This is a genomic window from Legionella cardiaca (assembly GCF_029026145.1).
GTDB lineage: Bacteria > Pseudomonadota > Gammaproteobacteria > Legionellales > Legionellaceae > Tatlockia > Tatlockia cardiaca.
Genome location: NZ_CP119078.1, coordinates 1,059,111 through 1,085,138, shown reverse-complemented (window position 1 = coordinate 1,085,138; position 26,028 = coordinate 1,059,111). Strand labels below are relative to the sequence as shown.

Sequence of the window (26,028 nt, the reverse complement as noted above, 5' to 3'; positions counted from 1 at the left end):
GGATCACGGAAGGAATTCAACTGAAGTGTGAGAAAATCGTTTTTTACGCATACTTCATGTTTATAATGTTTATATGTTCTCACTGTCGTTTGTGTTGAAAATGCACAACATCCCCGACAATTGTTTCGACATGTTTGCTTACAAACTGCCGCTCTCTTTTCACACATTTGTTGACATGCCGCTACCTTAATCTTTTCCTGAGGAGGCATCCTATGTTGCGAACAAGAAATTAGAAAGGCACAACATAATATAGCACCGGCAATAAGTTTTATCATAATTAACTCGTCAATTATAGTTCTAGAACTTTTATAACCAAGACACCAAGGTAAACAATGCTAAAAAAACCAGATATACGATTAAAGCATGTTCTACCAAACTTTCAGCATAGGGTAATGGCACAGCTTCATCTTCATAAGTACGCGCAGCAAGTAATCCGCCATTGCTTAATACGGTATCATTTTTTTCAGGGGCTGAAAAAAACATTTGTGCAAAAAAGTGAATACCTCTTTGAAAGTTACCCACAAGTAAATACAGCAATACGGTGAGTCTTGCTGGAATCCAATCCAAAGCATTTGTTATTATTCGAGCAATTTCAGCAGTAGTTTCGTAATCTCTGCATAGAGAAATGAGGCGATAAAGTAGGACGCCTAAAGGTCCAGCAACGATGTACCAAAAAATAACAGCAAATAATTCACCATTAATTTTCGCAAAATAATTTCCAGTGACTGCTTCACTATCGTCTTCACCAGCCTCCCGAACAGGATAAAAGGGATTTTGCGGACCAAGGCAATAATAAAAAATAATTAAATTTAATAATAAACCGATAAAACCAAATAGTAGATGACCAAAAATATAAAGCAATAACCAAGTAACTAACACTGGAGGAATGACCACAGCTACTAAAATTAATATCTGGTAGAATAACGATGCTTCTGTTGTAAATAACTTTTGACTAATGGCAGTAAAATACGACGAAAACCAATAGAATCTGTTATGTGATACAGCATGAACAAGGTAACGTTCACTTAGTAAACAAAGGACAATAACAAATAATTTCATTTTTAATCCTTACGCATTTTATCAGATAGAGCAATCGGTGTTGGGTACTTTAACACCACCAGATAGGAAGAAACGATAAACGTTAAAATAGTTGTAGCCTGTATCAAATTTGCTGCTACCGCCGAAATAAGCTTTGTGCTTAAAGCAATACTAGCCACCAGTAAAGAAAACTCACTTGCTTGTCCCAATCGAAATCCTACTTCTCGGGCCACCGCTTTCTTCTCTCCAGCACGACTTAAAAGAATATTAAACAAGAAAGGTTTAATAATCAGCATTAAAAATGCCAAAATGCAAGCCGGAATTACCACTTGCGCTGCATAGGCAAAATTAAACGTGGCGCCAATAGAAAAGAAAAACATGACCAAGAAAAAGTCTCGTAAAGGCTTTAAACTTTCAGCGATATAAAGTGAAATAGGACTTGAAGCAAGTGCTACTCCCGCTACAAATGCGCCAATATCTTCTGATAAACCTAATCTTTCTGCCAGAAAAGACATGCCTAAGCACCAGCCAACTGACAGAAGAAAAACATACTCCTGTGTTCTATCGAAACGAGCTAATAGTTTAACAAGGACATAACGCTCTACGGCAAAAGCCAGAAGAGTTAATGCAGGCAAAGCCAAACCAACCAAAATTAAATCATTCCAGGAAAACCCGCCACCTTGCTGTGCACCGTTAATTAAAATTAATACAACAATGGCGATAACGTCTTGCATTAAAAGAATACTGATCATAACTTCACCAGTATGTTGGTGATGCAGAATAGTCGTTGGTAATAGTTTTAAACCAATGATGGTGCTTGAGAACATCATTGTGGCCCCTAAAATCCAGGATTCACCAACCCCTAACCCAAACCAGCGACCTATTAAATAAGCGATAATGGCAAGGAGGACGGAACTTACAATGGCTATCCATGTGATTTTCCGTAACATATGCACTAAGTTTTGTGGTTGAAGATGCAGGCCTAATAAAAATAGCAAAAAAACTATACCGATATCACCTACTTGTTGCACGATGCTAACATCCGAGACAAGTTTTAAACCCCATGGACCTAAAGCTGCTCCCAATAAAATATAAGCAACAAGCAGTGATTGCTTGGTATAAAGAACCAATGTTGAAAATATAGCTGCACCAGCAAAGATCAAAAATATGGTATAAAAAACTTCTCCAGTTTGCATAAGTTCAATGTCCACCTTAAAAACTAATTTATGAATTCACAAGACTTATGAAGCCCTAAAATCGTAACAAAATAAATAATAATTCCCTAGGATAACACATATTAAGTGATCCCCAATGAATTTGAAAAATTAAGGGTAATAATGAAATTCGAATTGACTGAAACAGGCAGAAATAGAATAAACTACAATCAATGTGAGAAAAAACACGTCCTATCACAAAGGAAAAAGGTCTATCTACCTAGAAGCAAATGCTTCCTTGCTTTAGGACATAATCGGTACTGTGAAACCTTCAGTTACTTTGTAGCAAATAAACTGCAAAGCATGCTGCTAACTCCAATCGTCATCCCAGCAAACAGTAAGCATTAAATTGCCATGGAGTTCCCTGAACAACGAAGACTGCTGAAAAACACATCCTCTGAACAATGCATTCTTACATAGGTGATATTCTTTGAATTTCTTCCCTTTCTTCATTAGATTCTTGATTTGATGAGAAATTCTTAACAGCATTTAAGCCAAAGATTACTTTTAAGAAGTCCAAGAGGATTTGGCCAAAATGTCTCGTATCAAACTGAGCTTGAACGGCAGAGTTACCATAACTGATATAATTAGACTCTATTGTAATGGTTGGATTTTTTGCATTTTGCGTGAAATCCACATCAACCATAGCCCCTGCTTTGATGACATAATCTTTACCCTCATCTGGCACTATTACATCGTCTTCATCAGCGACCGCTCTTAAAAGAGTTGGCACATCGTCCTTCCCATTTAAAGGAGGTGGTGGAACCGTAAATGTCTTAACCTTGTAAAATTCCTGCACTTTAAATCCATTTTCCGTAGTAATTACATCAACATGTTTTGTAACCTTGGAAGGATCAGAGGCTGGAAGAAATAAAGCCTGTCCTTTTTCATTTTTACATAAATCTGTGATGCAGGCCGATACAGGATTTAAAAGTCCTCCTTGATGAAAAGAATTAATCAAGAACGCCGCCGCTTCATTTTTATTACCTTTAAAATCCTTAAGAATAACCTCTTTGAAGTAAGTTTGAAGCTCTTCTTTATTAGTAAATTTTCGTACCAATGAAACACCATTTACGGTGGAGTGATGGGCAGAAAGGCGATTCCAATCTTCGTGGATCGCATTAGTCTGCTGATTAATCGTTGCCACATTAATCGGACTGTATTGAGAATGAAATTTATGCCATTTACTCATATTAATACCCATTTAGGATGAATTATTAATTAGAGTAAATGTTTAATATTAGAAAACTATGAGTCTATCTTCGCATTTTTTGCAGAAGGTATCTTTATTAGACAAGCAATGATGACTGCCAGAAAAGATGCAGCAATCAACAAATGCATTGCATGATGTAATACTTCAATAGGATAAACTTTAAGTCTCCCTACCTCTACACGGTGCAAACCATACAGAAATTGACCTATTCCCCATAATATACCTGCCCCCACAAGTTGGGATATTAACGTGTTAAAACTAAATGCACTGGCAGCGATATCAGCAGGCGTACTGAGCCTGGTAATAACCATGGTTAAAACAAATGAACCCACTGTAATGCCTAACAGCAAAAGACAAATCACGCTCAACCAGATTGATAAATGAATATACACCAGTAAGAACGACGTCAACGCAGCTACGGTTGATGAACAAATCATTACCAGTTTTAATCCAAATTTTTGGGCAAGAATGGAATGAATAGGGCTGCCAAATGCATAACCAATAAAGACAAATGCAGCCAGAAACTCACTAAATTTAACGCCATAATGATACTCAGCCATTAAATAAGGAGCAGCCCAAAAGCTCGCAAAGGCAATAATGGGTGTTAACATTAAGCCACCATAAACACCAGGAAGCCAAGCTCTGCGGGTTCTTATAAAGATATTAAAATCAGCGAATAATTTTTTAAATCCATATTGGGAAGTAGTAGATATTGTTTGCTTATCCAGAAGAGTAAACAGCAATAATGCTAATATTAATGAGCAATAACCTGCGTACTTCATTATTAATTGCCAGCTTTCATGACTACTGGCCAAAATGAGCGGCACCCCTCCTCCAATAGCACCAAGGACTCCCAGGGTTAATGTCAAAGCAGAAAGAATTGAAAATAAATGCCCAGGGAAATAGATTCGAATAATCGTCTGAGCACCTATTAACGAAAATGCAGCCCCAGCTCCCATTGCCAATCGAGCAATATTCAATTCAATATCATTGGTTGAATATGAAAAGAGAATACAAGCAGCCCCTGAGAGCAATGATGCAAGAGGCATCATTCTTCTTACCCCGAATCTATCAATTAGAATGCCGGAAATGGGTAAAACAACGAGATAAGAGATAAAAAAAAGAACAGCCAAATCGCTGAGTTGCAGCATGGTAAGTGAAAAATCGTGCATCAGATAACCTGATAAGCTACCTACGGAAACGCGTAAAAAATACTGATGAAAATAAGTCAGGGCTGCTAAAATCCATACCACCCATGCTCTCATCGATTTCCCCAAATTTCGATCTGCTTATTAAAGAATAACTTATTTTGAAATTATCAGGGAATCTATTGAAAAATTTTTTCCTAATAGAATAAGAATTTCAAGCCAATCTATTTAGAGCTCCGTAAATTTCAGAGAATCGTTGAGGAAGCAATACCCTGTTATCTGGCGAGTGCAGAAAGGAATTATTTGTAGGGACTAAACTAATAGCAATATTAGCAAGATTTCTTATTTCTATGTCATGCAACATATTTTTCAATGTAAAATTATCCGCTGTTGTATAAATAATCAGGGTTCTTGAAGGAACTTGTCGGCTAAGATTAAATAATTCAGCGACAGTTTCTACTGAAGATAAAAAATCAACCTGATGATCATAAGCTCTTAAAATATTTGCAATCAATAATCCGTGAACATGGGCAACTTGTTGCAATCCAAATATTGGTAAAAATCCTACCACCAAGTAGTTTTTTTTAGGTGTTTTTCTCTTAGATTGATAAAGATTTTGATAGAGTTTTATTGCTATTAAATCAAATAACTGAATTCGTTTTGCACTTATGCATGTCCTCCCTAACCATACCTCATTCTCCAGGTAATTAATTAATAGAGGATAGACATCATCAGCGAATTGTTCAGTGGGGTAAATAGAGTATAATGTATTCAATTCATTATTAAGTTCTTTCTGGTCTAAATTTTCCAGCGCGTTAGCAACTCTCTGAAAACAGGACTCTAAATTATCAATCGGAATAGCATGGCAAAGTGTACCGCTACCATCGTGTAGTAACGGTTTTATTTTAGAAACAGCATGCCCTTTACTCATTAAAAACAAAATTTGCTTAATTAAAATGACATCATCAGCACTATACAAGCGATGCCCTTTAACAGTTCTTTTTGGTTGAATTAAACCATAACGGCGTTCCCAAGCACGTAATGTAACAGGATTCACACCGGTTTCAGTAGAAATGTAGCCTATTGGAAAATAACTATTCTTGAAATCCATTTCTTATTCCTTACTAGCAATATATTCCACCATATATTGAATACATAATAGACAATTAGTAGTCAGGGTGATAATATTTTCATTTTTTGCCAATTGTATAACTCATTGAGTTGTAATAATTATAGTTCAACCAAATAACAGGAGTAAAAAAGTCGATGGATTACAGCAGCACCCAACAGGCAAACCAGAGTCATCCCTCTTTTAATACTCTACTGCCCTGGATTGTATGGGGATTAGGTTGCCTATTCTATTTTTATGAGTGCTTGCTTCAAGTATCCCCTAGCGTAATGAGCAACGAATTAATGCGCGATTTTGCCGTTACCAGTCAAACTCTTGGCATTTTATCTGGTATTTACTTCTACTCCTATGCAGCTATGCAACTACCCGGCGGTGTGTTAATGGATTATTTCGGTCCACATCGCTTACTTACTATCGCAACAGCTATTTGTGCAGTGAGTACAATTGCATTTGGTCTCACCAGCAATTTTTTCATGGCTTGTGTTGCTCGCTTGATGATAGGTTTTGGTTCAGCTTTCGCAGCCGTAGGCTCGATGAAACTTGCTGCTAACTGGTTCCCGGCACAACGTTTTGCTCTACTGACTGGAATGATGGTGACGATTGGCATGTTGGGAGCCATTGGTGGTGAAGCACCCTTAGCCTTATTGATCGATGCTTATGGCTGGCGCAAGAGTATGATTATTATGGGATCAGTAGGGATTGTATTAGCCATATTAATTTTGGTGATTGCCAAAGACTCTCCTCATAAGAAAGTACCTCGTCATCACCTTACAGACGAAGAGCCACTCATGGCTAGTTTGCTAACCATCGTAAAGAATCGTCAGCTATGGCTCGTCGCCACTTATGGTGGCTTAATGTATATGGCTACCCCCGTCTTTTGCGGTTTATGGGGTGTTCCTTTTTTAATGTTTAAAATGAACCTGGCAAAAGCAACTGCTGCAAACTATATCTCTCTTGTATTTGTTGGCTGGGCAATTGCCAGTCCATTATGGGGAATTTTTTCCAATCGTATTGGATTAAGAAAGCCACCAATGTATATCGGTTGTATCGGTGCATTGATTACAAGTTTACTTTTTATTTATGTTAATATTCAGTCCGGGTGGGTAATGCAGCTGTTGCTGTTTAGCTTCGGTATTTTTTCAGCCGGATTTCTCCCTGCTTTTGCCGTAGCAAAAGAACTGTGTAGTAAACGCTATGTAGCGACTGGCTTAAGTTTCATGAATATGATGAATATGGTTGGCATTGCCTTAGCTCAACCTATTATTGGCTTTATTCTTGATAGAATGTGGCAGGGTGAAATTGTTGATAAAGTCCGTGTTTATCCCTTAGAAGCCTATCACGTGGCATTGGCTTTATTACCCGCAGGCATGCTCATTTCTTTATTGATATTGCCTCGCGTTAAAGAAACTTATTGCCAATCTGTGCAAGATAAATAAATTAAGCTTTAAAAAGTAGATGATATTATGGCAAAAAAACTTTATATAAAAACCAATGGCTGCCAGATGAATGAGTATGATTCATCTAAAATGGCAGAAGTTCTCCTTCAGTCCCATGGTCTGGAAAAGACAGAGAATGTTGAAGAAGCTGATGTAATTCTGCTAAATACATGCTCTATCCGTGAAAAAGCGCAGGAAAAGGTATTTTCTCAATTAGGTCAATGGCGCGAATATAAACAGAAAAATCCTCACGTAGTGATTGGTGTCGGTGGGTGTGTCGCCAGCCAGGAAGGTGCTGATATTATTAAAAGAGCTCCTTTTGTTGATTTGGTTTTTGGCCCACAAACATTGCATCGCCTACCTGGTTTATTAAACGAACGTTTAAACACTAAAAAAGCAGTGGTTGATATCAGTTTTCCTGAAATAGAAAAATTCGACCACCTCCCAGCGCCTCGTGCTGAAGGTCCGGTTGCTTTTGTTTCTATTATGGAAGGATGCAGTAAATACTGTAGTTATTGCGTGGTCCCCTATACACGTGGCGAAGAAATTAGCAGGCCTTTTGATGATGTTTTGGCAGAATGCTACCAGCTTGCAGCCCAAGGCGTACGCGAAATCAATCTCTTAGGGCAAAATGTAAATGATTATCGTGGACCAATGAATAATGGCGACATTGCTGACTTAGCGCTATTAATTCATTACCTTGCCGCAATCGATGGAATAGGAAGAATTCGCTTCACAACGTCTCACCCATTGGCATTCTCTGATAATTTAATCAATGCCTATGCGGAAATTCCAGAACTTGCCAACCATTTGCATCTACCAGTGCAAAGTGGCTCTGATAAAATTCTTAGTATGATGAAACGCGGCTATACAGCGATGGAATTTAAATCAAAGATTCGCAAGTTGCGCAAAGTGCGTCCTGATATTCGCCTATCCACAGATATTATTGTAGGCTTTCCAGGTGAAACAGATGATGATTTTCAGGCCACAATGGATTTGGTTCATGAAATTGGCTTTGATACCTCTTTTAGCTTTATTTATAGTCCTCGCCCTGGCACTCCCGCTGCTAATTTAGCTGACGAAACACCAATGGAAGTCAAGAAGCAGCGATTACAAATATTACAGAATCGCCTGCTCGTACAAGCGTCCCATTATAGTCACTCCATGATAGGAAGCACGCAACGTATTCTGGTGACGGGAAATTCCAAAAAAAATCCACAGCAATTAGCTGGGCGTACGGAATGTAATCGGGTAGTAAATTTTGATGGCCCTACAACCCTGATAGGTCAATTTGTAAATGTTTCAATTAGTGAGGCATTACCTAATTCATTACGTGGCAGATTAATCGATGAGTTTGCAACTGCATGAGTGATTCTATTTCCAAGCACATTGTTATTCCGCGAGAATATCATGGGCAACGAATTGATATCGTCTTAGCCCAATTGTTCCCTGATTATTCTCGCTCGCAGTTGAGTACCTGGTTAAAACAAGGCGCCATTACCTTAAATCAACGTCATTGCAAACCTAAAGATAAAGTAGCGGATGGGGACGAAATCGACATGCAGGTGGAGTTCTCTCAATCAAATACCCTTCCCTCCCTTCCAGAAGATATCCCTTTGAATATCGTTTATGAAGATGAACATTTGCTAGTTATCAACAAACCTGCAGGCCTGGTCGTTCATCCAGGTGCTGGAAATCGCGAGCATACTCTGGTCAATGCGCTGCTGCATCATGCTTCTCAGCTTGCAAGCTTACCTCGTGCGGGTATCATTCATCGACTTGATAAAGATACAACGGGACTACTCGTTATTGCCAAATCCTTAGTCGCGCATACAAATCTTGTTAGACAAATGCAAGCGCGAGAAATACATCGTTGTTATATCACTTTAGTACAAGGCCATTTAATTTCTGGTGGTGAAATCGATACATTTTATGGTAGACACCCTAGAAACCGTCTGAAAATGGCTGTTTGTCAACAAGGTAGGCAAGCGATTACCCTTTACTCTATTCGCAAACAATATCATGATTATACCTTGCTCGATGTAGAGCTCTTAACCGGACGTACCCATCAAATTCGGGTGCACATGGCTTATATCAATCACCCAGTGGTGGGTGATCAGTTATATGGAGGGAGAATGCGTTTCCCCGCTCAACCAACGCAAGAGTTAAGAGATATTTTACAAGGATTCCAGCGGCAAGCACTGCATGCATCCAGCTTGTCATTCGTCCACCCTGTAACAGAAGAAGAAATGACGTTTGAAGCGCCTTTACCAGATGATTTTCAGCGTCTTCTCCAAACATTGGATAATCATCTTGACTAAACTTTATGCTAACTGGAAAGCACCAGCTAATATACATGGATTAACCACCTCACGTTGTGAGGGATTTAGCCAACCACCCTACGATAAAAATAATCTTGCTTTACACGTAGGCGACAGCATCGCTGACGTTTCTTTAAATCGTCAGCAACTAAGTACGGAGCTAGGGCTTTCCATGGAACCCGCCTGGTTAGAACAAATACATAGTAATCTTTGTGTCTGTGTCGATGAGGAACCTAATCGAACAGCGGATGCAGCAATCACACGAAATCCAGGACAACCTCTGGCAATTCTAACTGCCGACTGCCTCCCCATTCTACTATGTAATCAAGAAGGCAATGAGATTGCTGCAATTCATGCTGGATGGCGCGGTTTAGTGAATGGGATTGTTGAAAATACAATTAGCAAAATGCAAAGTTCTCCTTCTCAGCTCATGGCCTGGATTGGCCCTGCTATCTGTCAATCTTGTTTTGAAGTTGGCGATGAAGTTTTACAGATTTATGAAAGTCGCTACACATTCTCCCCTCAGGATTTTCGCCGCAAAGGTGAAAAATGGCATGCTAATCTACCCAAGCTTGCAGAACGTGTTTTGAATAATGCTGATGTTTTGGCTGTTTATCAATCAAATGCGTGTACATTTGAACAAAACAATAAATTCTATTCCTATCGTAGACAGCCACAAACAGGTAGAATGGCAACACTTATTTGGTTTAATGAAAAAAATTGGAACAAATGACATGACTAGTAAACTTCGTATAGCAGTATCCATCTTGCTTTTAACTTTTTTTTCTTTCGCTGCAGTAGCAGAAGAAGCAAAGCCTCTGGCAACTTGGGCACCCATTCTTAAAAATACAATGCCCGCTATTGTCAACGTTGCCGTACAAGGTTTTCTCCCAAATACAGCCCCCAGCGATGATGAGGAGGAAGCAAATCAAGAATCTCAGTCCCCGCAGCAACTGCCTGATAAACCAAGAAAATTTCAAAGTATTGGTTCAGGTGTAATTGTTGATCCACAAAATGGAATCATTATTACGAATGACCATGTTATCCGTAATGCTTCTCTCATTACAGTGACATTAAATGATGGTCGCCGTTTAAAAGCAAAACTTATTGGCGGTGACAGTGACACCGATATTGCTGTTTTAAAAATTGATGCGAAAAATTTGAAAAGTTTGCCTATTGGTAATTCCGACAACGTTGAAGTTGGTGACTTTGTTGTAGCAATTGGTAATCCCTTTGGTTTAAATAGTTTTGGTAATAGTCAAACAGCAACCTTTGGAATTATCAGCGCGACAAAACGTAGCGACCTAAACATCGAAGGTGTAGAGAATTTTATTCAAACTGACGCTGCAATTAACCCAGGAAACTCTGGTGGCGCTTTAGTTAATTCTAAAGGCGAATTAATTGGAATTAACACAGCCATTATTTCACCTTATGGCGGAAACGTAGGTATTGGTTTTGCCATCCCCATTAATATGGCAAAGGATGTCGCACAACAGCTTATTAAATTTGGTTCTATTCATCGAGGTTTAATGGGGATTTTCGTACAGCATCTAACCCCTGAATTAGCTCTGGCAATGGGTTACCCTGAAGATTTTCAAGGCGCTATTATTGCTCAGGTTAATCAAGATTCCCCCGCAGAAAAGGCTGGTTTAAAACCGGGTGATATCATTACTAAAATCAACGATACCAAGATAACGCAAGCGACCCAGGTTAAATCAACAATTGGATTATTGCGAGTAGGTACCGAAGCTAAAATAACGATCCAGCGTGATGGGAAAGAAATGACCTTAAGTGCAGTCGTTACTGACATTAAGCGCCATGAACAAAAATTGCAAGCAAGCAATCCTTTCTTGTATGGTCTGGCTCTTAAAAATTTTGAACAAGATTCTCCTTTGCATGGCCATGTAGTAGGAATTCAAGTTACTGGCGCATCTGAAAACAGTGCGGGGTGGCGAGCAGGTTTGAGACCTGGTGACATTATTATTGCTGCAAACAAACAAGCTACGCCAAGTGTACGTGCGCTGCAAACTATCGCTCAACAACAAAATAAACAATTATTAGTTCAGGTCTTACGCGGCCCAGGGGCATTGTATCTGTTGATTGTTTAGTTTACACCCTACTACCTTCTTTCCAGCTCACAAGGGAAGAAGGTAGTTCTTTCTTAGTAAGTTCTTATCCCGGAATATATCTCATAATTATTGGCCTCGGCTAACATCAGATAACTCTAATTGAGGTGTATTTGCCCTAAGAGTATGATCTTCAACACTCAAAACAATTGTCATATGAATAAGCTATTTATTGTTTTTTAAATGAGATTTGTCGACTGATAAACCAGAATATCTTTGAAACATCAATTTTTAATATTCTTATTTAGAATAAATATTAATTTTTAGTATTGACATCAAACGCCTAAAGAGACAAAATCACGACCTCTTGTGGCTATGTAGCTCAGCCGGTTAGAGCGCGGCACTCATAATGCTGAGGTCGGTGGTTCGAGTCCACCCATAGCCACCATTCAATCCAAAATTTTCTCAGTTAATCAAATTTCCTCCGTTGTAACAGCAAATCTACCTCAGGGCCAGAAATTTTTCTGGGAATGATTGTTGAGTATTCTTTGTTAAACCCGTTTTAACATAATTGATAACTCTCAAGCACGCCTGCTTTAGAGCCCTCGCTACGCTTGAGATGACATTATTAACACATATTTAGAATAATTAAACTATTTGAGATTTTCTTGCCCATAACTCAACTATTAAATTTTTCATAACTTTTAAAAACTCTATTGAATCTTTGCAAATTTGGTTATGATGATTGTATCAATTATTTTATGGTTGTTTGATGCGAAAGATTGCGGTTGGCCTATTTGTTTTATTATGTTTTATTGCTGCTCGAGCTACAGAAGTTAATATCAAAACGGTTACTGTTGATGGTAAGCCTGCATATGAACTTCATGTGGGAGATTTCGCGCATCAAAATAATGCACTGCAATTAAAATTTAAATTATCCTCTTCTCTTAAGCAGCCAATCGCAATCGAACATGCACCCAATAAAAATAATTATGTGGTTAAAATTGGCCCAATGGATGACTATTTACTCGCACAGAATCTTCAAAAAAAAATAAAAGAAGAAACAAAACCAGCCCAGATTCCCTCAAAAATAGTTCCAACTGTTAATCCTGTTCCTGCTCCTCCTGGGCCTTCAGAAAATACAGGCACAATAACCACCGAGAATGAGGAAGAAAGTAGTAATCCGCCTGCTAAAAAATTATGGAATTTGCGTAATGCGGATATTCGAGCGGTTATTGGTGAGGTTTCGAGAGTCACTGGAAAGAATTTTATTATTGATCCGCGTGTTCAAGGAAAAATATCCATCATCTCTACAACTCCCATGTCAAATAAAGAACTTTATCAGGTTTTTTTATCTGTCTTGCAAATCTCAGGCTATGCAGCGGTCCCAAGTGGAAGTGTAATAAAAATTGTTCCTAATATTGATGCCAAGACACAATCGCCTTTCATTTATGGTCAAAAAACCACACCACCACAGGGTGATGAAATGATGGTGGCAGTTGTACCAGTTCATTATGTGCCATCTGAGCAACTGGTACCTGTTTTACGACCACTGATGCCTCAATGGAGCAGCGTATCGGCTTATGCTCCCTCAAACATGTTGATTTTATCCGGACGTGCCAGCAACATTAAACAAATGTTTAGAATCATTAGACAGGTTGATAGTTCTTCTGCTAACGGTATCGATATGATCCCGTTAAGACATGCCTTAGCAATGGATGTCGCTAACACCCTTAAAGATCTAGTTAAAACTCAGCCAGGCTTGGGTAGTCATGTACAAACCATGCTCGCCGCCGACGATCGCAGTAATGCAATTTTACTAAGTGGCAGCAAAACAGATAGAATCAGATTGCGTTTGCTAATCGCCAAATTAGATCGCCAAAGCACTTACGGCACTGACAGCAATACTCAGGTTGTCTATCTTAATTATTTGCGGGCAGAAGATTTAGTTCCCATTTTAGCCGGTATTGCGCAAGCTAATTTTAGTGGTAATGTAGGCACAACTATCGGAACAATAACCAGACCTGAGTTGGATAGTACAAACCCTGCTTCAAATCTTGTTAGTAATTCTTCAAGTGGTAACCAAAGTCCTGCTACACAAACCAGCCAGACTAGTACCAATCCAGCAGCAACGCCAAATACTACTGGCACAGCAACCCAGACAGAAGGAACTACAAAACCCACAGTCCAAATCATTGCTGAACCCAATACAAATTCAATTATTCTCAATGCTCCCGTTAGTCTGATACGTACTTTAAAATCTGTTATCAGACAATTGGATATCAAACCCGCACAATTACTCATAGAAGCACTCGTTGCCGAGATTGATGAAAGTGATCTTAACAGTTTGGGAATTGAATGGGGTAGCGATCAACAAACTGGTAAACCCAGTGATTTTAGACCTGGTTTTGCCATCATTAATTCCCAAACTAGAATTGATGATTTCCAAGCCCAAATTTATGCACTTGCTCGTGATAGAAAAGCAAACATTTTATCAACCCCTTCTGTGGTTGTACTCGATAATAGACAAGCTAAAATTCTCGTCGGAAAACAAGTCTCTGTCGCTTCCACCAGTTATCCAAACAATGCAGGTGGTACGACAACAGCCAGTCCTTTTGTGACTTTCGATCGCGTGAATGTTGCACTGCATTTATATGTGCGCCCACAAATTACACAAGGCAATGGTATCCAATTACAAATTGACCAGGGCAATGACACCATTGATCCATCAAGCACATTAAATACTGACAACCCTATTTTCAAAATCTCGAGTATTGTCACTTCTATACACATAGATAGTGGTGACATTGTGGTACTTGGGGGACTAACGCAAGACAGTTTAGGTACGGATAACAACCGTGTCCCTATCGTAGGTGACTTACCAGGATTTGGTCGCCTTTTCCAACATAACATCCAAAATCGTGAAAAACGCGTCTTAATGGTATTTATACGCCCCTGCATTTTAAGAAGTCGTAGCGATGCGTTATATGTAACGAATGGTAAATATACCGACACCCGACAAGAACAATTGGAGTTTTTACGTGAGCAACCCTATAACCCTGAAAATACTGACATGTTGCTTCCATCAATGAATCAGGCTGCATTACCTATACCTTTTAGTCAATCTACGCAACAAACTGTTATACTTAAAAATCAGCCAAAGAAAGGTATATTAATGACCAAGTAGCATTAATATGGAAAATCACGAAAAAATAAGACGTCTTCCCTATACATTTGCTAAAACACAAGGGGTTATCGCTAGTCCACAAGACAACGATGTAGCCGTTGTCTATCATTTGGCAAACCCTCCTCTGACTATTCTTGCAGAAGTAAAACGTTTACTGCAATGTGAACTTAAATTAAAAGAGGTAAATGAGTCGGAATTCCAACAGCACTTAGCGCAAATCTATCAATCGCAATCGTCTATCCTTGATGCTGCAGAAGTCATGGAAGAAGATATGGATTTATCCTTACTCGCAGATCAATTACCGGTAAGTGAAGATTTATTGGATAACCAGGATGATGCCCCTATTATTCGCTTACTTAACGCATTATTTACGCAAGCCATTAAACAAAAAGCCTCTGATATTCACATTGAAACCTATGAAAATCGCGTATTGGTACGTAATCGAATCGACGGTGTCTTAAATGAAGTTTTAGAAATTCAACGAGCCATTGCTCCTTTAGTTATTTCTCGTGTCAAGGTTATGGCTAAGTTGGATATCGCTGAAAAGCGTGTCCCGCAAGACGGACGTATTGCGCTTCGCATCGGCGGACACAATATTGATGTTCGGGTTTCTACATTACCTTCTAACCATGGTGAGCGTATTGTATTGCGTATTTTAGATAAACAAGCAGCACAACTGGATTTAAGTCTTTTAGGGATGCCACAAAGCACATTAAAAGCAATGCGAACAATGATTGCTGAACCACATGGCATTATCTTGGTAACTGGCCCTACTGGTTCTGGTAAAACAACCTCCCTCTATGCAATGTTGACCGAGCTTAACCAGGTTACCCGCAATATTTTAACGATAGAAGATCCAATTGAATACGATTTGCCTGGCATAGGACAAACTCAAGTCAACACCAAAGTACAAATGACCTTTGCCAAGGGGTTAAGAGCAATTTTGCGGCAAGATCCCGATGTAGTCATGATTGGTGAAATTCGAGATTTAGAAACTGCTGAAATTGCCGTGCAAGCCAGTTTAACTGGTCACTTGGTTCTCTCAACACTCCATACCAACAGTGCATTAGGAGCCATCACTCGTTTACATGATATGGGAGTTGAATCGTTCCTACTAGCCTCAAGCATTGTCGGCTTAATTGCTCAACGGCTGGTCAGAAAACTCTGCCCGCATTGTAAGATACTCCATCATTTGCGTGAAGATGAAAAGGAATTGATGCGGATTCCGCCACAAACTGATATCTCCAAAGTTTGCGAGCCCAAAGGCTGTGAACAATGCAATTTTTCAGGTTATCGAGGACGTACCGGGATTTATGAATTAATAACTATTGATGAGAATTTACGTGGCATGATTCATCGTAATGAAAGTTTGCAAGCGATTGACAGCTACTTACGCCCTACTAATCCTACCATCCGCGAAGATGGATTTAAACGTGTGTTGATTGGCGATACATCTCTGGCAGAAATTTTACGGGTAACAAGTCAACATTAACTGTTGCGCTCGGTTAGGACGGTTGGAAATTAAGTTTACTTTCAGTAATGAGGCGAAAAATCTCAGATTTATCTAATTCTTCTCTTGCTAAAGGATCATTCAGTAACTTTTCGACAGAGCGTCCTAATATGACTAAATGCCCATCTAAAAATTCAATGTAGCTTTCTAACTGCTCTTGTGGTTCGAGATTATTATCCATTAAGAAATCACTATGATAAACAATAGCTTTGGCAATATGATGATTTTCCAACTCAAATCCAAGTCGGGTGCCAAGAATCATGACAAATGTTTTTGGTGAAACAAGGGTCAAATCAGAAAGAAAAGTAGGTTGTTTTAACAAGTACTCACCCAGTTTCGTCATAAACTCATTTTCGCTTATTTGCTCAAGCATAATTTCAACCTTTTCTTCACCATTTAGACAAGAAAACTCCACATTGGCTCGCTCGGATAACCAGGCGATAAAATCATTTGCAATTTTAGGACCAGCAGAAGTAAATTGAAAATGAGGATAACCTCTGTTTCTCAGATAAGGATTATCCCACGCAATAAGCACGCCTCTCGCTTGAGCCAATGTTTCCATTCTCAGTTTAACTACGTAACCATCAACATAATTCTCAATAACAGGAAGGGCTGATTTAACAGCAGCAACTAATTCCCGTAACGAGAGTGAAGGACCATTCTTATAATTTTCCAAAGCATTTTTAAGTTTTTGTACTGAAGGATGAATATATTTACCCTCTTTTCTCGTTTGCAGTTCAAACATGTAAGCTAAAGATTCCTCTAGTGCCTGTAATGGATCTTTCATTACATTTCCTTTATCTGCCTCCTATTTTTAAACTTAGTTCAAAAATTTGCATTTACCAAATCAAAATTATTAGAAATGTCTTTTCAAATTCGCATTATGTTTCCTCACGCGAATTATTTATGTTTTTAACTCCAAAAACATATAACTAATTATTAATTGTGTGTTCAACTACGCTATCTTCATTGTCAATTTTGTTCATTTATAAGCCTGTGGATTATGCTTGTAAACGACTTAAATGAAGAAAACTTAAAACTTGAAATTTTGAATTGATTAAAACGTATCGATGAGCTAGTGCCTGCAATTGAAAATCCACTCGTAAATACGCTTAAAGTCTGTGGCGTTACATTCTTTGAGCAACTTAATGCAGGAGAAGAACAAGAAGTTACATCAAACGATAAAATTAGCTTCTCGATTAGTGAGAGAGCTTGAATTGCGAAACTTACTGTCGTTTTACATTAAAATGTAGCAGAAGCTGGGCTCAAGCTTAAAATTCATGTAGCTTAAATAAATACCTGAGAATCTTCAGGGCCTTTACTATAGTACTTCGCACTACCGACGTTTGATAAAGGCTTTTCTTGCTTGCGAAATTAATTTTTGATAATTTTTAAAATGCTCATTGGTCACTTCCTGCGATTTTAATATCAGCGCTGAAAAACTCATTGCAAATAATATGCGTCGCAATTCCCAAATGATGTCTTGAAATTCAGTTATTTTTTGCTTTAAATCAGGACTTGTTTGTAATTCTGATCGAAGACTCTTGCCGCTATCAGCAATCAATGTAAAGCCATGATTAAATTGAGCACGTAGTTGCTCCATATAGATATAGGGTGTAGAAACCTTCATTGACGAGGTTTGTAATTCCTGCGCAGCATTTCTTATAAGGTTATAGACAATAATTTGATGTAGCAAATAAAGTTTTTGCGAATAATGAAAAGCATCAAATAAAAAATAATCTCCAATTAATACAATGGCAATTCCTATGAAAGTGCATATCCCTCGATTGGTAACCATTTCAATGGGACTTTCAAGAATCAAGTCTGTAAATGTAGTTCCAGTAAGTAAAAGGGCAAACAAAGTGATAAAAAAGACACAGATATCATAACGGCGAAAATTAAGCGAAGCCACTACCATACCCACCGCCGAACCAATAAAAATGACAGGAATTAGCCGATAATTTACTTGCAGCAAATACAATAAAGGAATCATTAAAGTAAGAGCCAATAGTGTTCCCTTAATTCGCTGAAGTGCGCGATCAACCATCAGCCCTGGTTCAAGGCCTGAGCTTATTACTAAGACAGTTAATAATATCCACCATTTGTGAGGTACGGTCAAAAGTACGTAACTCAGTAATCCTAGAGTATAGATTAAGATTAAATGGATAAAACGTGCATAGCCTAGTTGCTTTCGAAGATAGTCTATCTTTTGCATAACGTATTCCAATGACGTATAGCCGAAAGAAGGTAATCTTGAACAAGATATTGAAAATGAGTGACAGGGGTAACAATAATCTTTGACATATCAACTGGTTTTTTCTTATCTATATTGAGTCGAAAATAATGAAGATGTTCTTTAATGGAGGCCCAAAAAACTGGATTTAATTCCAGGTAATAAATATTATTTAAAGCAAACTGAATGTTCCGAACATTAGAAAATATTCTTTTAGCTAAGAGCAAATAGTTTCTGGGTAATACTGTTTGATAAGAACGAAGAATATCAACGTGGCTTACTTCTTCATTGAAAGAAGGTAGAGGTACTTTTGCCAGGATAGCTTCAATATCCGCTTCTATGCATTGAATATAATTCATCAAAGCTCGTCGCCAAATCTCAAACGTTTTATTGGGAAAAAAATTAAGACAAATAAATAAACTCAGCATGGATAAAGCTGCTGAGCTAAAAATACCTATGCTAGTTTGCAAACTAGCCATGGGCTTTATAGAAAGAGTAAGCGCTCCAGTGTTAATAATTAACATCGTAGCGTTTTTAATTTTAGGAAATTTTGCCCACATAGTGCGAAATAAAACGATAAAGAAAATAATCGCATAAACAATAAACAGTAATTTAAATGGATAAATTACATAAAATGAAATACTGGTTATAATAACCATGGAGAAAATAAATAATATACTGCGATTTTTTTCTTTTTTAGTTGATAGAAATGGCATTTCATACCAGTAAATTACAATAAGCGGCGCAACGAACATAAGAAAATTTTCTGGCCTAAAAAACCAATAGATAAAGGTTAATACCGTTGCCATAAATAGAGCTTTTTGCAGTACAACTCGCTGGATGGCATAAGGATCAACTCGATTTAACCAGTTCCTAAGAGGTGATATAAACATAAGCACTAGCACCTACTCTTAGAGGAAATCGCGGATCTGGATCCGTAACTCGAATAATAACTGGTAATCTTTGTGGTAATAAAATCCATTGATTTTCATTAGAAACATTTTGTAGTTGCGTTCTAGGATCGATCTGTTGTCTATTGGCGGACCAAAAATTTGAATCAACAATCCCGTGAAATATCTTTCGTCCTAAATATGTTCTCGGAAAAATTAGAACTCTGGAGCCTATTCTTACATCACGTAGGTCTGTTTCATTAAAATTTGCTTGAATGTAAACCTCATCTGAGGAAACAAGAGAAAATAAGGGCTCATTAATATTTACGGGAGTGCCCAAGGCCAGAAACAAATTTTGCACGACGCCCTTACTTTGCGCATAGACATCAGTTAATTGAAGATTCACTTGAGCCAGAGCAAGTTTAGCTATCAGGGATTTAATATTACTTTTTTGTGCAGCGACTTGATGTTTATCAATTTCTAATTGTTTTAAAGAAGCTTCCCATTTATCTTTTGCACTAAGCGTTTCTTGCTGTGAATTTTGTAAAGTTATCAACGACACTGATTTGATACGATACCCTTTTTGGTATTTTTCATCATCCTGAACCAACCGCTCATAAATTCGTCGTTGATGCTCACTAAGCTTTTGATGTTTTTCGTAAGTCATTTCCCACACCTTAAGCTGCGCCTTCGCCGACTCTAAATCTGCACTTAGGCGAGCAACAGTATATTGATATGGTTTTTTAAATACAGTTAGTAATTTTTGCCCTTTCGCAACCTCTTGACCATTTTTTACGTAAATATTAGTAAGATATCCTTGCACCTGTGCTGCTACGGGTTGCACATTCCTTACAACAAAAGCATTGTCAGTAAATGGAAACAAATAGGAAAATGTGTAGGCTAATAGTGTCAGGAAACCCACTAAAATAATGATATTAGAGAAGGTAAGATACCTGTTTAGAGCTTTAATTTTTTCTCTGAATAAGTGCAATCTTTCTTTATACCTTTCCCGAGATTCCTGCTTTAACATAAATAGCCTCCTGCTAGATCCTGATAGAGTAACACCAGTGATATAGCAAGCTGTAACTTTGCCTGATTCGTTGATAAGGCAAGGTTATCAAGTAATATTTTGTTCCGCAGCCATTCTTTATAAGAGATTAATCCAGTGTTTAGTAAACCTTTTTGTAACTCTAATTTATGCCGATAATCTTTTTCAGCCCGTAAAGTTTCTTGGTAATAGGCTTGATAATGATGATTAGCCGATAGGTCATTATCGATGTCTCGAAAGATGCGTCGCAGTGTTCTAACAAGATTACTGACTTGGGTATTATAAACGCCACGTGCAGCAGCTACTTTACCAAATGTATTTGGTGCAATTGTCCAGGTTAAATAAGCATCTGTCATTTCAGCAAGCTTACTTTCTGGTACATGAGTTTCCCCAAAATATTGATCAAGTTGTAACATTGGAAAAAAATTGGCAAGTGCAAGAGCTCTGCCAGCATTTGCACGTTGGACAGCAATAATAGCCATTTTAAAATCAGGTCTATTTTTTAAAACTGTAACGGGTAAACTTCCTGGTTTAAAATGATCAAAATTAAATTGATTGAAATGATTGTGAGTAACAAGAAGTCCAGGATTTTGATTGATTAAATAGCGAAGTGCATTTTGACTCACCGTAATATTGTGTTCAATCGTTTGTAACTGCGCGGCGATTAAGGCTCTTTCATATTGCATTCTGGCTAAATCAATATCATTGCTTAATCCAATTTTAACGTCCCCAGCCGTCTGATTAAGTAGTTTTGAAACGTCTTGATCCAGCTCTTGCAGTAAGCGTAACTGTTCTTTTTGAGCTATCAAGGTGAAATAGGCAGAGGCTATCTGCCCGATAATAGTTAACCGCACACCATCAATGGCTGCTTGATAATAAGCAAGGTTATAAGTTGCTTGTTTTTGCTTTTGGAACTGTTGAGCTATATTAATCGCATAATAGGGCCATACTCCATAAAATCCACCTGGATTCCCTAGTGCAGGGTTGGTTGAATATCCCCCCATGAATATTAATGAAGGAACCCAGCTTAATTTAATTTCTTTTAACAACCCCCTCGCCTCCTCTAGATTTCCGAAAGCAATACCCATATCAGGATTATTTTGCAAACCTGTAGATATTAATTGATTTAATAAAGGGTCATTGAATTGCTTCCACCAAGCAAAATAAGGAAGATTTTTAATTGATTTAAATTCTTTGTTCATGGAAGGAAATTGTTGCGGAGCCTGTAGAACAGGGACAACAGCGCTTCGGCTGCAGCTTAACAAGCCGAGAGTAATAATAATGAGGACAAACAAATCCGTTCTACGCATTAAATCATTAAATTAAATGCAATCCTAATAACTAGACACTCCTGTATTCAGTAATATTAAGATTATCAATGTTTTCAATACATTATCACTAGCTATAGAAGGTATCAATATAGCTAACCATATATAGTGCAAAATATTATTGAATAGTTATTAAAATTATGGTTATTTCGAGAGATTATTGAAGACAGAAGTTAAATTGTCTTAACTTTACAATAATTTTTTATGATGTCTATGAAAGTCCAAGGTCAGGCACGATATCCATTGTCATTTGCTGCTGGAATTTATCAACAAGCGTTGTCATCTCCTTAATAAAATGATGAGGTAAGCCGTCATCAATCAATTCAAGCTTAAATTTCAGATCTTTTATCCACGGCATTGCCATAATGAGAAAATCATTTGCATCATTATTTGCTCCCTTTAACATTGCGGCTGATGCAGCTATTACAGCTTTTGCCTCTTTTTTTAAATAATAACTTCTTGTGCCGAATAGATATTCAATAAAGTTCGGCTTACAGGACTGAGATAATTGCTGTAGTAGGTTAGCAGCTGTCTTAAAACTTTTGTCACAAACATCTAAAATCTCGTGAAAAGTTTTAACATCCTCCTTACCATTTACATACCTTGTTTCCATAATAGAGTCCAGACGTCTTTCCATAACTCGTTGGTTCATAGCCTTAACCTGTTCTTTTAATGATGAATGGTAGCTACCGAGTTGTCTTTCTTGATAAACCCGCAAACGATAATCCGAACCAAAGGGAGGATTTTTGACATTTAACCCTCCCGTTACCACGGATACCTCCATATCAGGATATCTATTAATCTTAGAACTATTTTTTGCGTCTAATTTAATCTCATCCAAAGGTCTGGTTGCATTATCTTTATCAAAAAATTCGGGTCGAGGGTCAACATGTAAAACAGAAGAAGCAACTTTAGCTTCATCTTCAGCATAAATAGAATTAGAACTTAAAATTTGATCTACCTGCTCAGCGGTAAAGGAATACTCATCTGGATTTTGTAAGCGTGCTTGCATTAATCGCTTTGAATGTAAATTCGCATGATCGAGACAAATATCAATTGTTTGGATGTATCTTGCTCCTCCTTTTGTTTCAATTTCAAGCAAACTATTATTATTAATTGGTGCGTCCCCTTCTACAGCTACATAAGAGCTAACGTTAGAAGTAAAGTGTCCTTCCAGTTGCTGTGAGAAATTAGTAGCATTGTCGTACCTTACATCGATTAAAGAAGCTTGACCTTTACTAATAGTATCAATTTTGGGTGGAATACCACCCTGAACATAGAGACTCACATTAAGAAGGGAACCTTGTTTATTAATCACTGAAAAGGAACTCAGTAATAAATGAACATTGTCATGAGTTTGCATGGCAATTTTTTCAATAATCTCAAGGAGCGTGCCGAATTCTTCTATAGTCAATGCCTCTTTTCCATACAATGAAAACTCACTGAGTGATAGACGCGTAATATGATTGTAATTTTCTTTTTTTAACTCATATTTCCCTTCTTCTGTAAGTTCGCAATAGGTTTGTTGATGATAAAGATTGGCAATTGTTGCCAAGGATTTAATATGCTCAACCAATCGAGGTAATGTAGCAATGTCAGAAGAATACTTATTCCCATGCGCTTTTGCTTCACCATAAGAATAGTTATCATTTTCTGGGTAAACGACTAACTCATGAATAGTAACTGGTTGATTTTGACGTTCTTTTTCTTTAGCAAATTTTTTGCGAAGTGATTCTCTATACGCTTTTGCGACTAAATATTCTTGGTAAAACATTTACTTAACCTAAAATATTTCTCCTACATTCAAGGTAGCACATGAACATTAACATAGCATTAAGGTAAATTATTAATCAATATTGATCTTTTCTTATCATGCTTAATGAATACATATAGAATTTGTTCCGCATAAAAAACTGAGATAAAAAGGTAACCTGCCTGGGCTGTTCGCGACAAACAGGTTACCTCATAAAAGATAGAAACAATTATTCTAGTAACCAGAATTTTGCGTGTTATCTGTATTAGTAGAATTGGTGTTTGAGTTGGAATCACTGTCTGTGCCAGTCGTTCCTGTAGGGGTGCCCACGCCTGTGTTACTCGTATCGCCAGGTGTTGTAGTACTGGTACCAATACCTGAATCAGTAGCACCAGGGGTCGTGGTGTTATTAGTACCAGGATTAGTATCAGTCGTACTTGGTTCAGTTGGTGTAGTAGAATCAGTACTTGGAGGTGTAGTATCTGTACTGGGCGGAGTCGTAGTATCTGGATTAGGAACAGAGGTATCTGCAGGAGGAGTTACAGTATCCGTACTAGGAGTTGTTGTGTCATCATTTGGTACTGGCGTTGTCGTTCCCGTTGGCATTCCAGTCGCACCGCTATTATCCAAGGTACTAGAATCTTCATCAACAGCTGTAGAGCCCGTGGCAGTACTTATATCATCGTTATTGTCATTAGTCGTACCACTGGTAAGACTTGGATTAGTGTTGGAATTATCCTGTGTACTACTGCTATCATCTGTAGAAGTTGATCCTGTTGTTGTCCCCACATCACTACTTGCAGTATGGATAGTCCCGGGGCTTTGGCTAGCATTTGAATTCACATTGGCATTAGCAAACACTGATACTCCAAATGTTGCTAGCAGGATTGAAAGGATTCTTTTCATGCGGCTCTCCTTTGCATTTATTAATAGCTGAATGCTTAATATTCTTTATGCATAATCACATTATAGAAGAGTTATTTATTTTTAGATCAAAATTTGAGCAAATATTAGTTATGAATAGTTTTGGAAACCGTGCATAAGCAGGGTAAAGCGTAAGTGCGATTCACAAAGCATGACAGGTAAGGCAAATCTATAGCGAGACTCCGCGCTCAATGCGCGAAATCTAGTCGATCTATTCCGCGCGCTTACGCCACGTTGTACCACCAGGGCCATCTTCTAAATCAATTCCCTGATTAGCAAGCTGAGTACGAATTTCATCTGCCCGTCCCCAGTCTCGTGCAGCTCTGGCTTGTAATCTTTCTTGAATTAGTTGCTCAATCGTATTTTTCTCCTGTTCATTAATTCCTGCTTGTAAAAATGAATCGGGTGAACTCTGTAACAACCCTAATATTGAGGCCAAATGTTTCAATGTGTAGGCAAGTTTTGCTGAACCCGTTTTATTAAGTTCATGACTTAACTGGAACAAAACAGACAAGGCAACAGGTGTATTAAAATCATCGTTCATTGCTTGATTAAATTGCTGAAACCAATACTCATCAATTCCATGTTCAGCGTAAGTTACATCCTTTAACGACTGATATAACCTCATTAAACCTTTGCTGGCATTCTGCAAATTTTCTTCTGAATAATTTAAAGCACTACGATAATGGCTACTTAATAGAAAATAGCGTACTGCCTCCGGATGGTATTGCTTCAGTACATCTTCAATTGTAAAAAAATTCCCCACAGATTTTGCCATTTTTTCATTATTGACCTGCAGCATGCCAACATGCAGCCAATAATTCGCAAAGGTTTTACCGCTTGCTGCCTCACTTTGGGCAATTTCATTTTCATGGTGGGGGAATTGCAAATCCAAACCGCCACCGTGAATATCAAAATGTTCACCTAATTCATGCATTGCCATTGCCGAACATTCAATATGCCATCCAGGCCTACCGTCACCCCAAGGGGAAGACCAACTTGGCTCACCAGTCTTGGCTTTTTTCCATAAAACGAAATCGAGTGGCGAGCGTTTCTCTTTGACAACCTCAATGCGTGCCCCTGCCATTAAACCGTCTAAATCTTTATGAGATAATTTTCCATATTCTTTAAAGCTTTCCACTTGATAACAAACATCCCCGTTTTCACTCACGTAGGCATAACCAGTATCCACTAAGCGATTAATTAATCGAATAATGGATTCAATATGCGCTGTTGCACGAGGTTCAATATCAGGAGGTAAAATACTCAAGGCCCTAGCATCATCATGCATGGCTTTGATATAGGTTGAAGTGAGCTCATCTATTGCAACACCTCGTTCATTAGCGCGGGCAATAATTTTGTCATCAATATCAGTGATATTTTGGACATAAGTCACTTCATAATTTTGTGAACGTAAATAGCGAACGATCACATCAAAACAAACCATTGAACGGGCATGACCAAGATGACAACGATCATAAACTGTAATGCCGCAGACATACATACCAATTTTACCTGGTTGTATTGGCTTAAATGGCTCTTTTGTTCGTGTTAAAGAATTATAAAGATTTAACATCCCACTATCCTCTC

At 38.1% G+C, this 26,028-nt stretch carries 20 protein-coding genes and 1 tRNA gene; 8 read left to right on the top strand and 13 right to left on the bottom strand.

Features of this window, described 5'->3' with window-relative positions; genetic code table 11:
• Positions 1 to 306 precede the first annotated feature (306 nt).
• The 5 genes from PXX05_RS04750 to PXX05_RS04730 form a co-directional block, all read right to left on the bottom strand.
• Positions 307 to 1,059, bottom strand: coding sequence for a CobD/CbiB family protein (locus tag PXX05_RS04750; protein ID WP_275089916.1), 753 nt, complete (start codon positions 1,057 to 1,059; stop codon positions 307 to 309).
• Positions 1,060 to 1,061: 2 nt separating this feature from the next.
• On the bottom strand, positions 1,062 to 2,234 hold the full coding sequence (locus PXX05_RS04745; protein WP_275090462.1) for a cation:proton antiporter: 1,173 nt from the start codon (positions 2,232 to 2,234) through the stop codon (positions 1,062 to 1,064).
• Positions 2,235 to 2,664: 430 nt separating this feature from the next.
• On the bottom strand, positions 2,665 to 3,444 hold the full coding sequence (locus PXX05_RS04740; protein ID WP_275089915.1) for a hypothetical protein: 780 nt from the start codon (positions 3,442 to 3,444) through the stop codon (positions 2,665 to 2,667).
• A 56-nt stretch (positions 3,445 to 3,500) separates the two neighbouring features.
• The gene (locus PXX05_RS04735; RefSeq protein ID WP_275089914.1) at positions 3,501 to 4,730 is read right to left on the bottom strand and encodes an MFS transporter; all 1,230 of its coding nucleotides are present in this window, start codon (positions 4,728 to 4,730) and stop codon (positions 3,501 to 3,503) included.
• A gap of 97 nt (positions 4,731 to 4,827) precedes the next feature.
• Positions 4,828 to 5,724: a MerR family transcriptional regulator gene (locus PXX05_RS04730; RefSeq protein WP_275089913.1), complete on the bottom strand. Its 897-nt coding sequence runs from the start codon at positions 5,722 to 5,724 to the stop codon at positions 4,828 to 4,830.
• A gap of 155 nt (positions 5,725 to 5,879) precedes the next feature.
• On the opposite strand from PXX05_RS04730, the gene PXX05_RS04725 reads away from it, so the two are divergent.
• The 8 genes from PXX05_RS04725 to lspE all read left to right on the top strand — a co-directional run bounded on the left by PXX05_RS04725 (position 5,880) and on the right by lspE (position 16,244).
• The gene (locus PXX05_RS04725; RefSeq protein WP_275089912.1) at positions 5,880 to 7,178 is read left to right on the top strand and encodes an MFS transporter; all 1,299 of its coding nucleotides are present in this window, start codon (positions 5,880 to 5,882) and stop codon (positions 7,176 to 7,178) included.
• Between the two features lie 27 nt (positions 7,179 to 7,205).
• Entirely contained in the window at positions 7,206 to 8,546 is a 1,341-nt protein-coding gene (gene miaB / locus PXX05_RS04720) for a tRNA (N6-isopentenyl adenosine(37)-C2)-methylthiotransferase MiaB (protein ID WP_275089911.1), read from the top strand.
• Positions 8,543 to 9,499 carry a 23S rRNA pseudouridine(1911/1915/1917) synthase RluD gene (gene rluD / locus PXX05_RS04715; RefSeq protein ID WP_275089910.1) on the top strand — a complete coding sequence of 319 codons (957 nt, stop codon included), beginning with the start codon at positions 8,543 to 8,545 and terminating at the stop codon, positions 9,497 to 9,499. The genes miaB and rluD overlap by 4 nt, the downstream gene beginning before the upstream one ends.
• On the top strand, positions 9,492 to 10,232 hold the full coding sequence (gene pgeF, locus PXX05_RS04710; RefSeq protein WP_275089909.1) for a peptidoglycan editing factor PgeF: 741 nt from the start codon (positions 9,492 to 9,494) through the stop codon (positions 10,230 to 10,232). Before rluD ends, pgeF begins: the two co-directional genes overlap by 8 nt.
• Position 10,233: 1 nt before the next feature.
• Positions 10,234 to 11,607, top strand: coding sequence for a Do family serine endopeptidase (locus tag PXX05_RS04705; RefSeq protein WP_275089908.1), 1,374 nt, complete (start codon positions 10,234 to 10,236; stop codon positions 11,605 to 11,607).
• Between the two features lie 329 nt (positions 11,608 to 11,936).
• Positions 11,937 to 12,013 (top strand) — tRNA-Met (locus PXX05_RS04700).
• Between the two features lie 324 nt (positions 12,014 to 12,337).
• On the top strand, positions 12,338 to 14,752 hold the full coding sequence (gene lspD, locus PXX05_RS04695) for a GspD family T2SS secretin variant LspD (protein WP_275089907.1): 2,415 nt from the start codon (positions 12,338 to 12,340) through the stop codon (positions 14,750 to 14,752).
• A gap of 7 nt (positions 14,753 to 14,759) precedes the next feature.
• Positions 14,760 to 16,244 carry a GspE family T2SS ATPase variant LspE gene (gene lspE, locus PXX05_RS04690; RefSeq protein WP_275089906.1) on the top strand — a complete coding sequence of 495 codons (1,485 nt, stop codon included), beginning with the start codon at positions 14,760 to 14,762 and terminating at the stop codon, positions 16,242 to 16,244.
• 13 nt (positions 16,245 to 16,257) lie between these two features.
• On the opposite strand, the gene PXX05_RS04685 is transcribed toward lspE, so the two are convergent.
• From PXX05_RS04685 to cysS, 8 genes are all read right to left on the bottom strand, one after another.
• Positions 16,258 to 17,049, bottom strand: a complete 792-nt coding sequence (locus tag PXX05_RS04685) for a hypothetical protein (protein WP_275089905.1) — start codon at positions 17,047 to 17,049, stop codon at positions 16,258 to 16,260.
• Between the two features lie 549 nt (positions 17,050 to 17,598).
• On the bottom strand, positions 17,599 to 18,477 hold the full coding sequence (locus tag PXX05_RS04680) for an FUSC family protein (protein ID WP_275089904.1): 879 nt from the start codon (positions 18,475 to 18,477) through the stop codon (positions 17,599 to 17,601).
• Positions 18,465 to 19,388: a hypothetical protein gene (locus PXX05_RS04675; protein WP_275089903.1), complete on the bottom strand. Its 924-nt coding sequence runs from the start codon at positions 19,386 to 19,388 to the stop codon at positions 18,465 to 18,467. The genes PXX05_RS04680 and PXX05_RS04675 overlap by 13 nt, the downstream gene beginning before the upstream one ends.
• Positions 19,369 to 20,415 (bottom strand): HlyD family secretion protein, encoded by a 1,047-nt coding sequence (locus PXX05_RS04670; RefSeq protein WP_275089902.1) that lies wholly within the window; start codon positions 20,413 to 20,415, stop codon positions 19,369 to 19,371. Before PXX05_RS04670 ends, PXX05_RS04675 begins: the two co-directional genes overlap by 20 nt.
• A complete protein-coding gene (locus PXX05_RS04665; RefSeq protein ID WP_275089901.1) occupies positions 20,409 to 21,743 on the bottom strand; it encodes a TolC family protein in 1,335 nt (444 codons plus the stop codon). Before PXX05_RS04665 ends, PXX05_RS04670 begins: the two co-directional genes overlap by 7 nt.
• Positions 21,744 to 21,972: 229 nt before the next feature.
• Positions 21,973 to 23,535: a hypothetical protein gene (locus tag PXX05_RS04660; RefSeq protein ID WP_275089900.1), complete on the bottom strand. Its 1,563-nt coding sequence runs from the start codon at positions 23,533 to 23,535 to the stop codon at positions 21,973 to 21,975.
• A gap of 213 nt (positions 23,536 to 23,748) precedes the next feature.
• Positions 23,749 to 24,420 (bottom strand): hypothetical protein, encoded by a 672-nt coding sequence (locus tag PXX05_RS04655; protein ID WP_275089899.1) that lies wholly within the window; start codon positions 24,418 to 24,420, stop codon positions 23,749 to 23,751.
• Between the two features lie 229 nt (positions 24,421 to 24,649).
• A complete protein-coding gene (gene cysS, locus PXX05_RS04650; protein WP_275089898.1) occupies positions 24,650 to 26,014 on the bottom strand; it encodes a cysteine--tRNA ligase in 1,365 nt (454 codons plus the stop codon).
• Positions 26,015 to 26,028 lie beyond the last annotated feature (14 nt).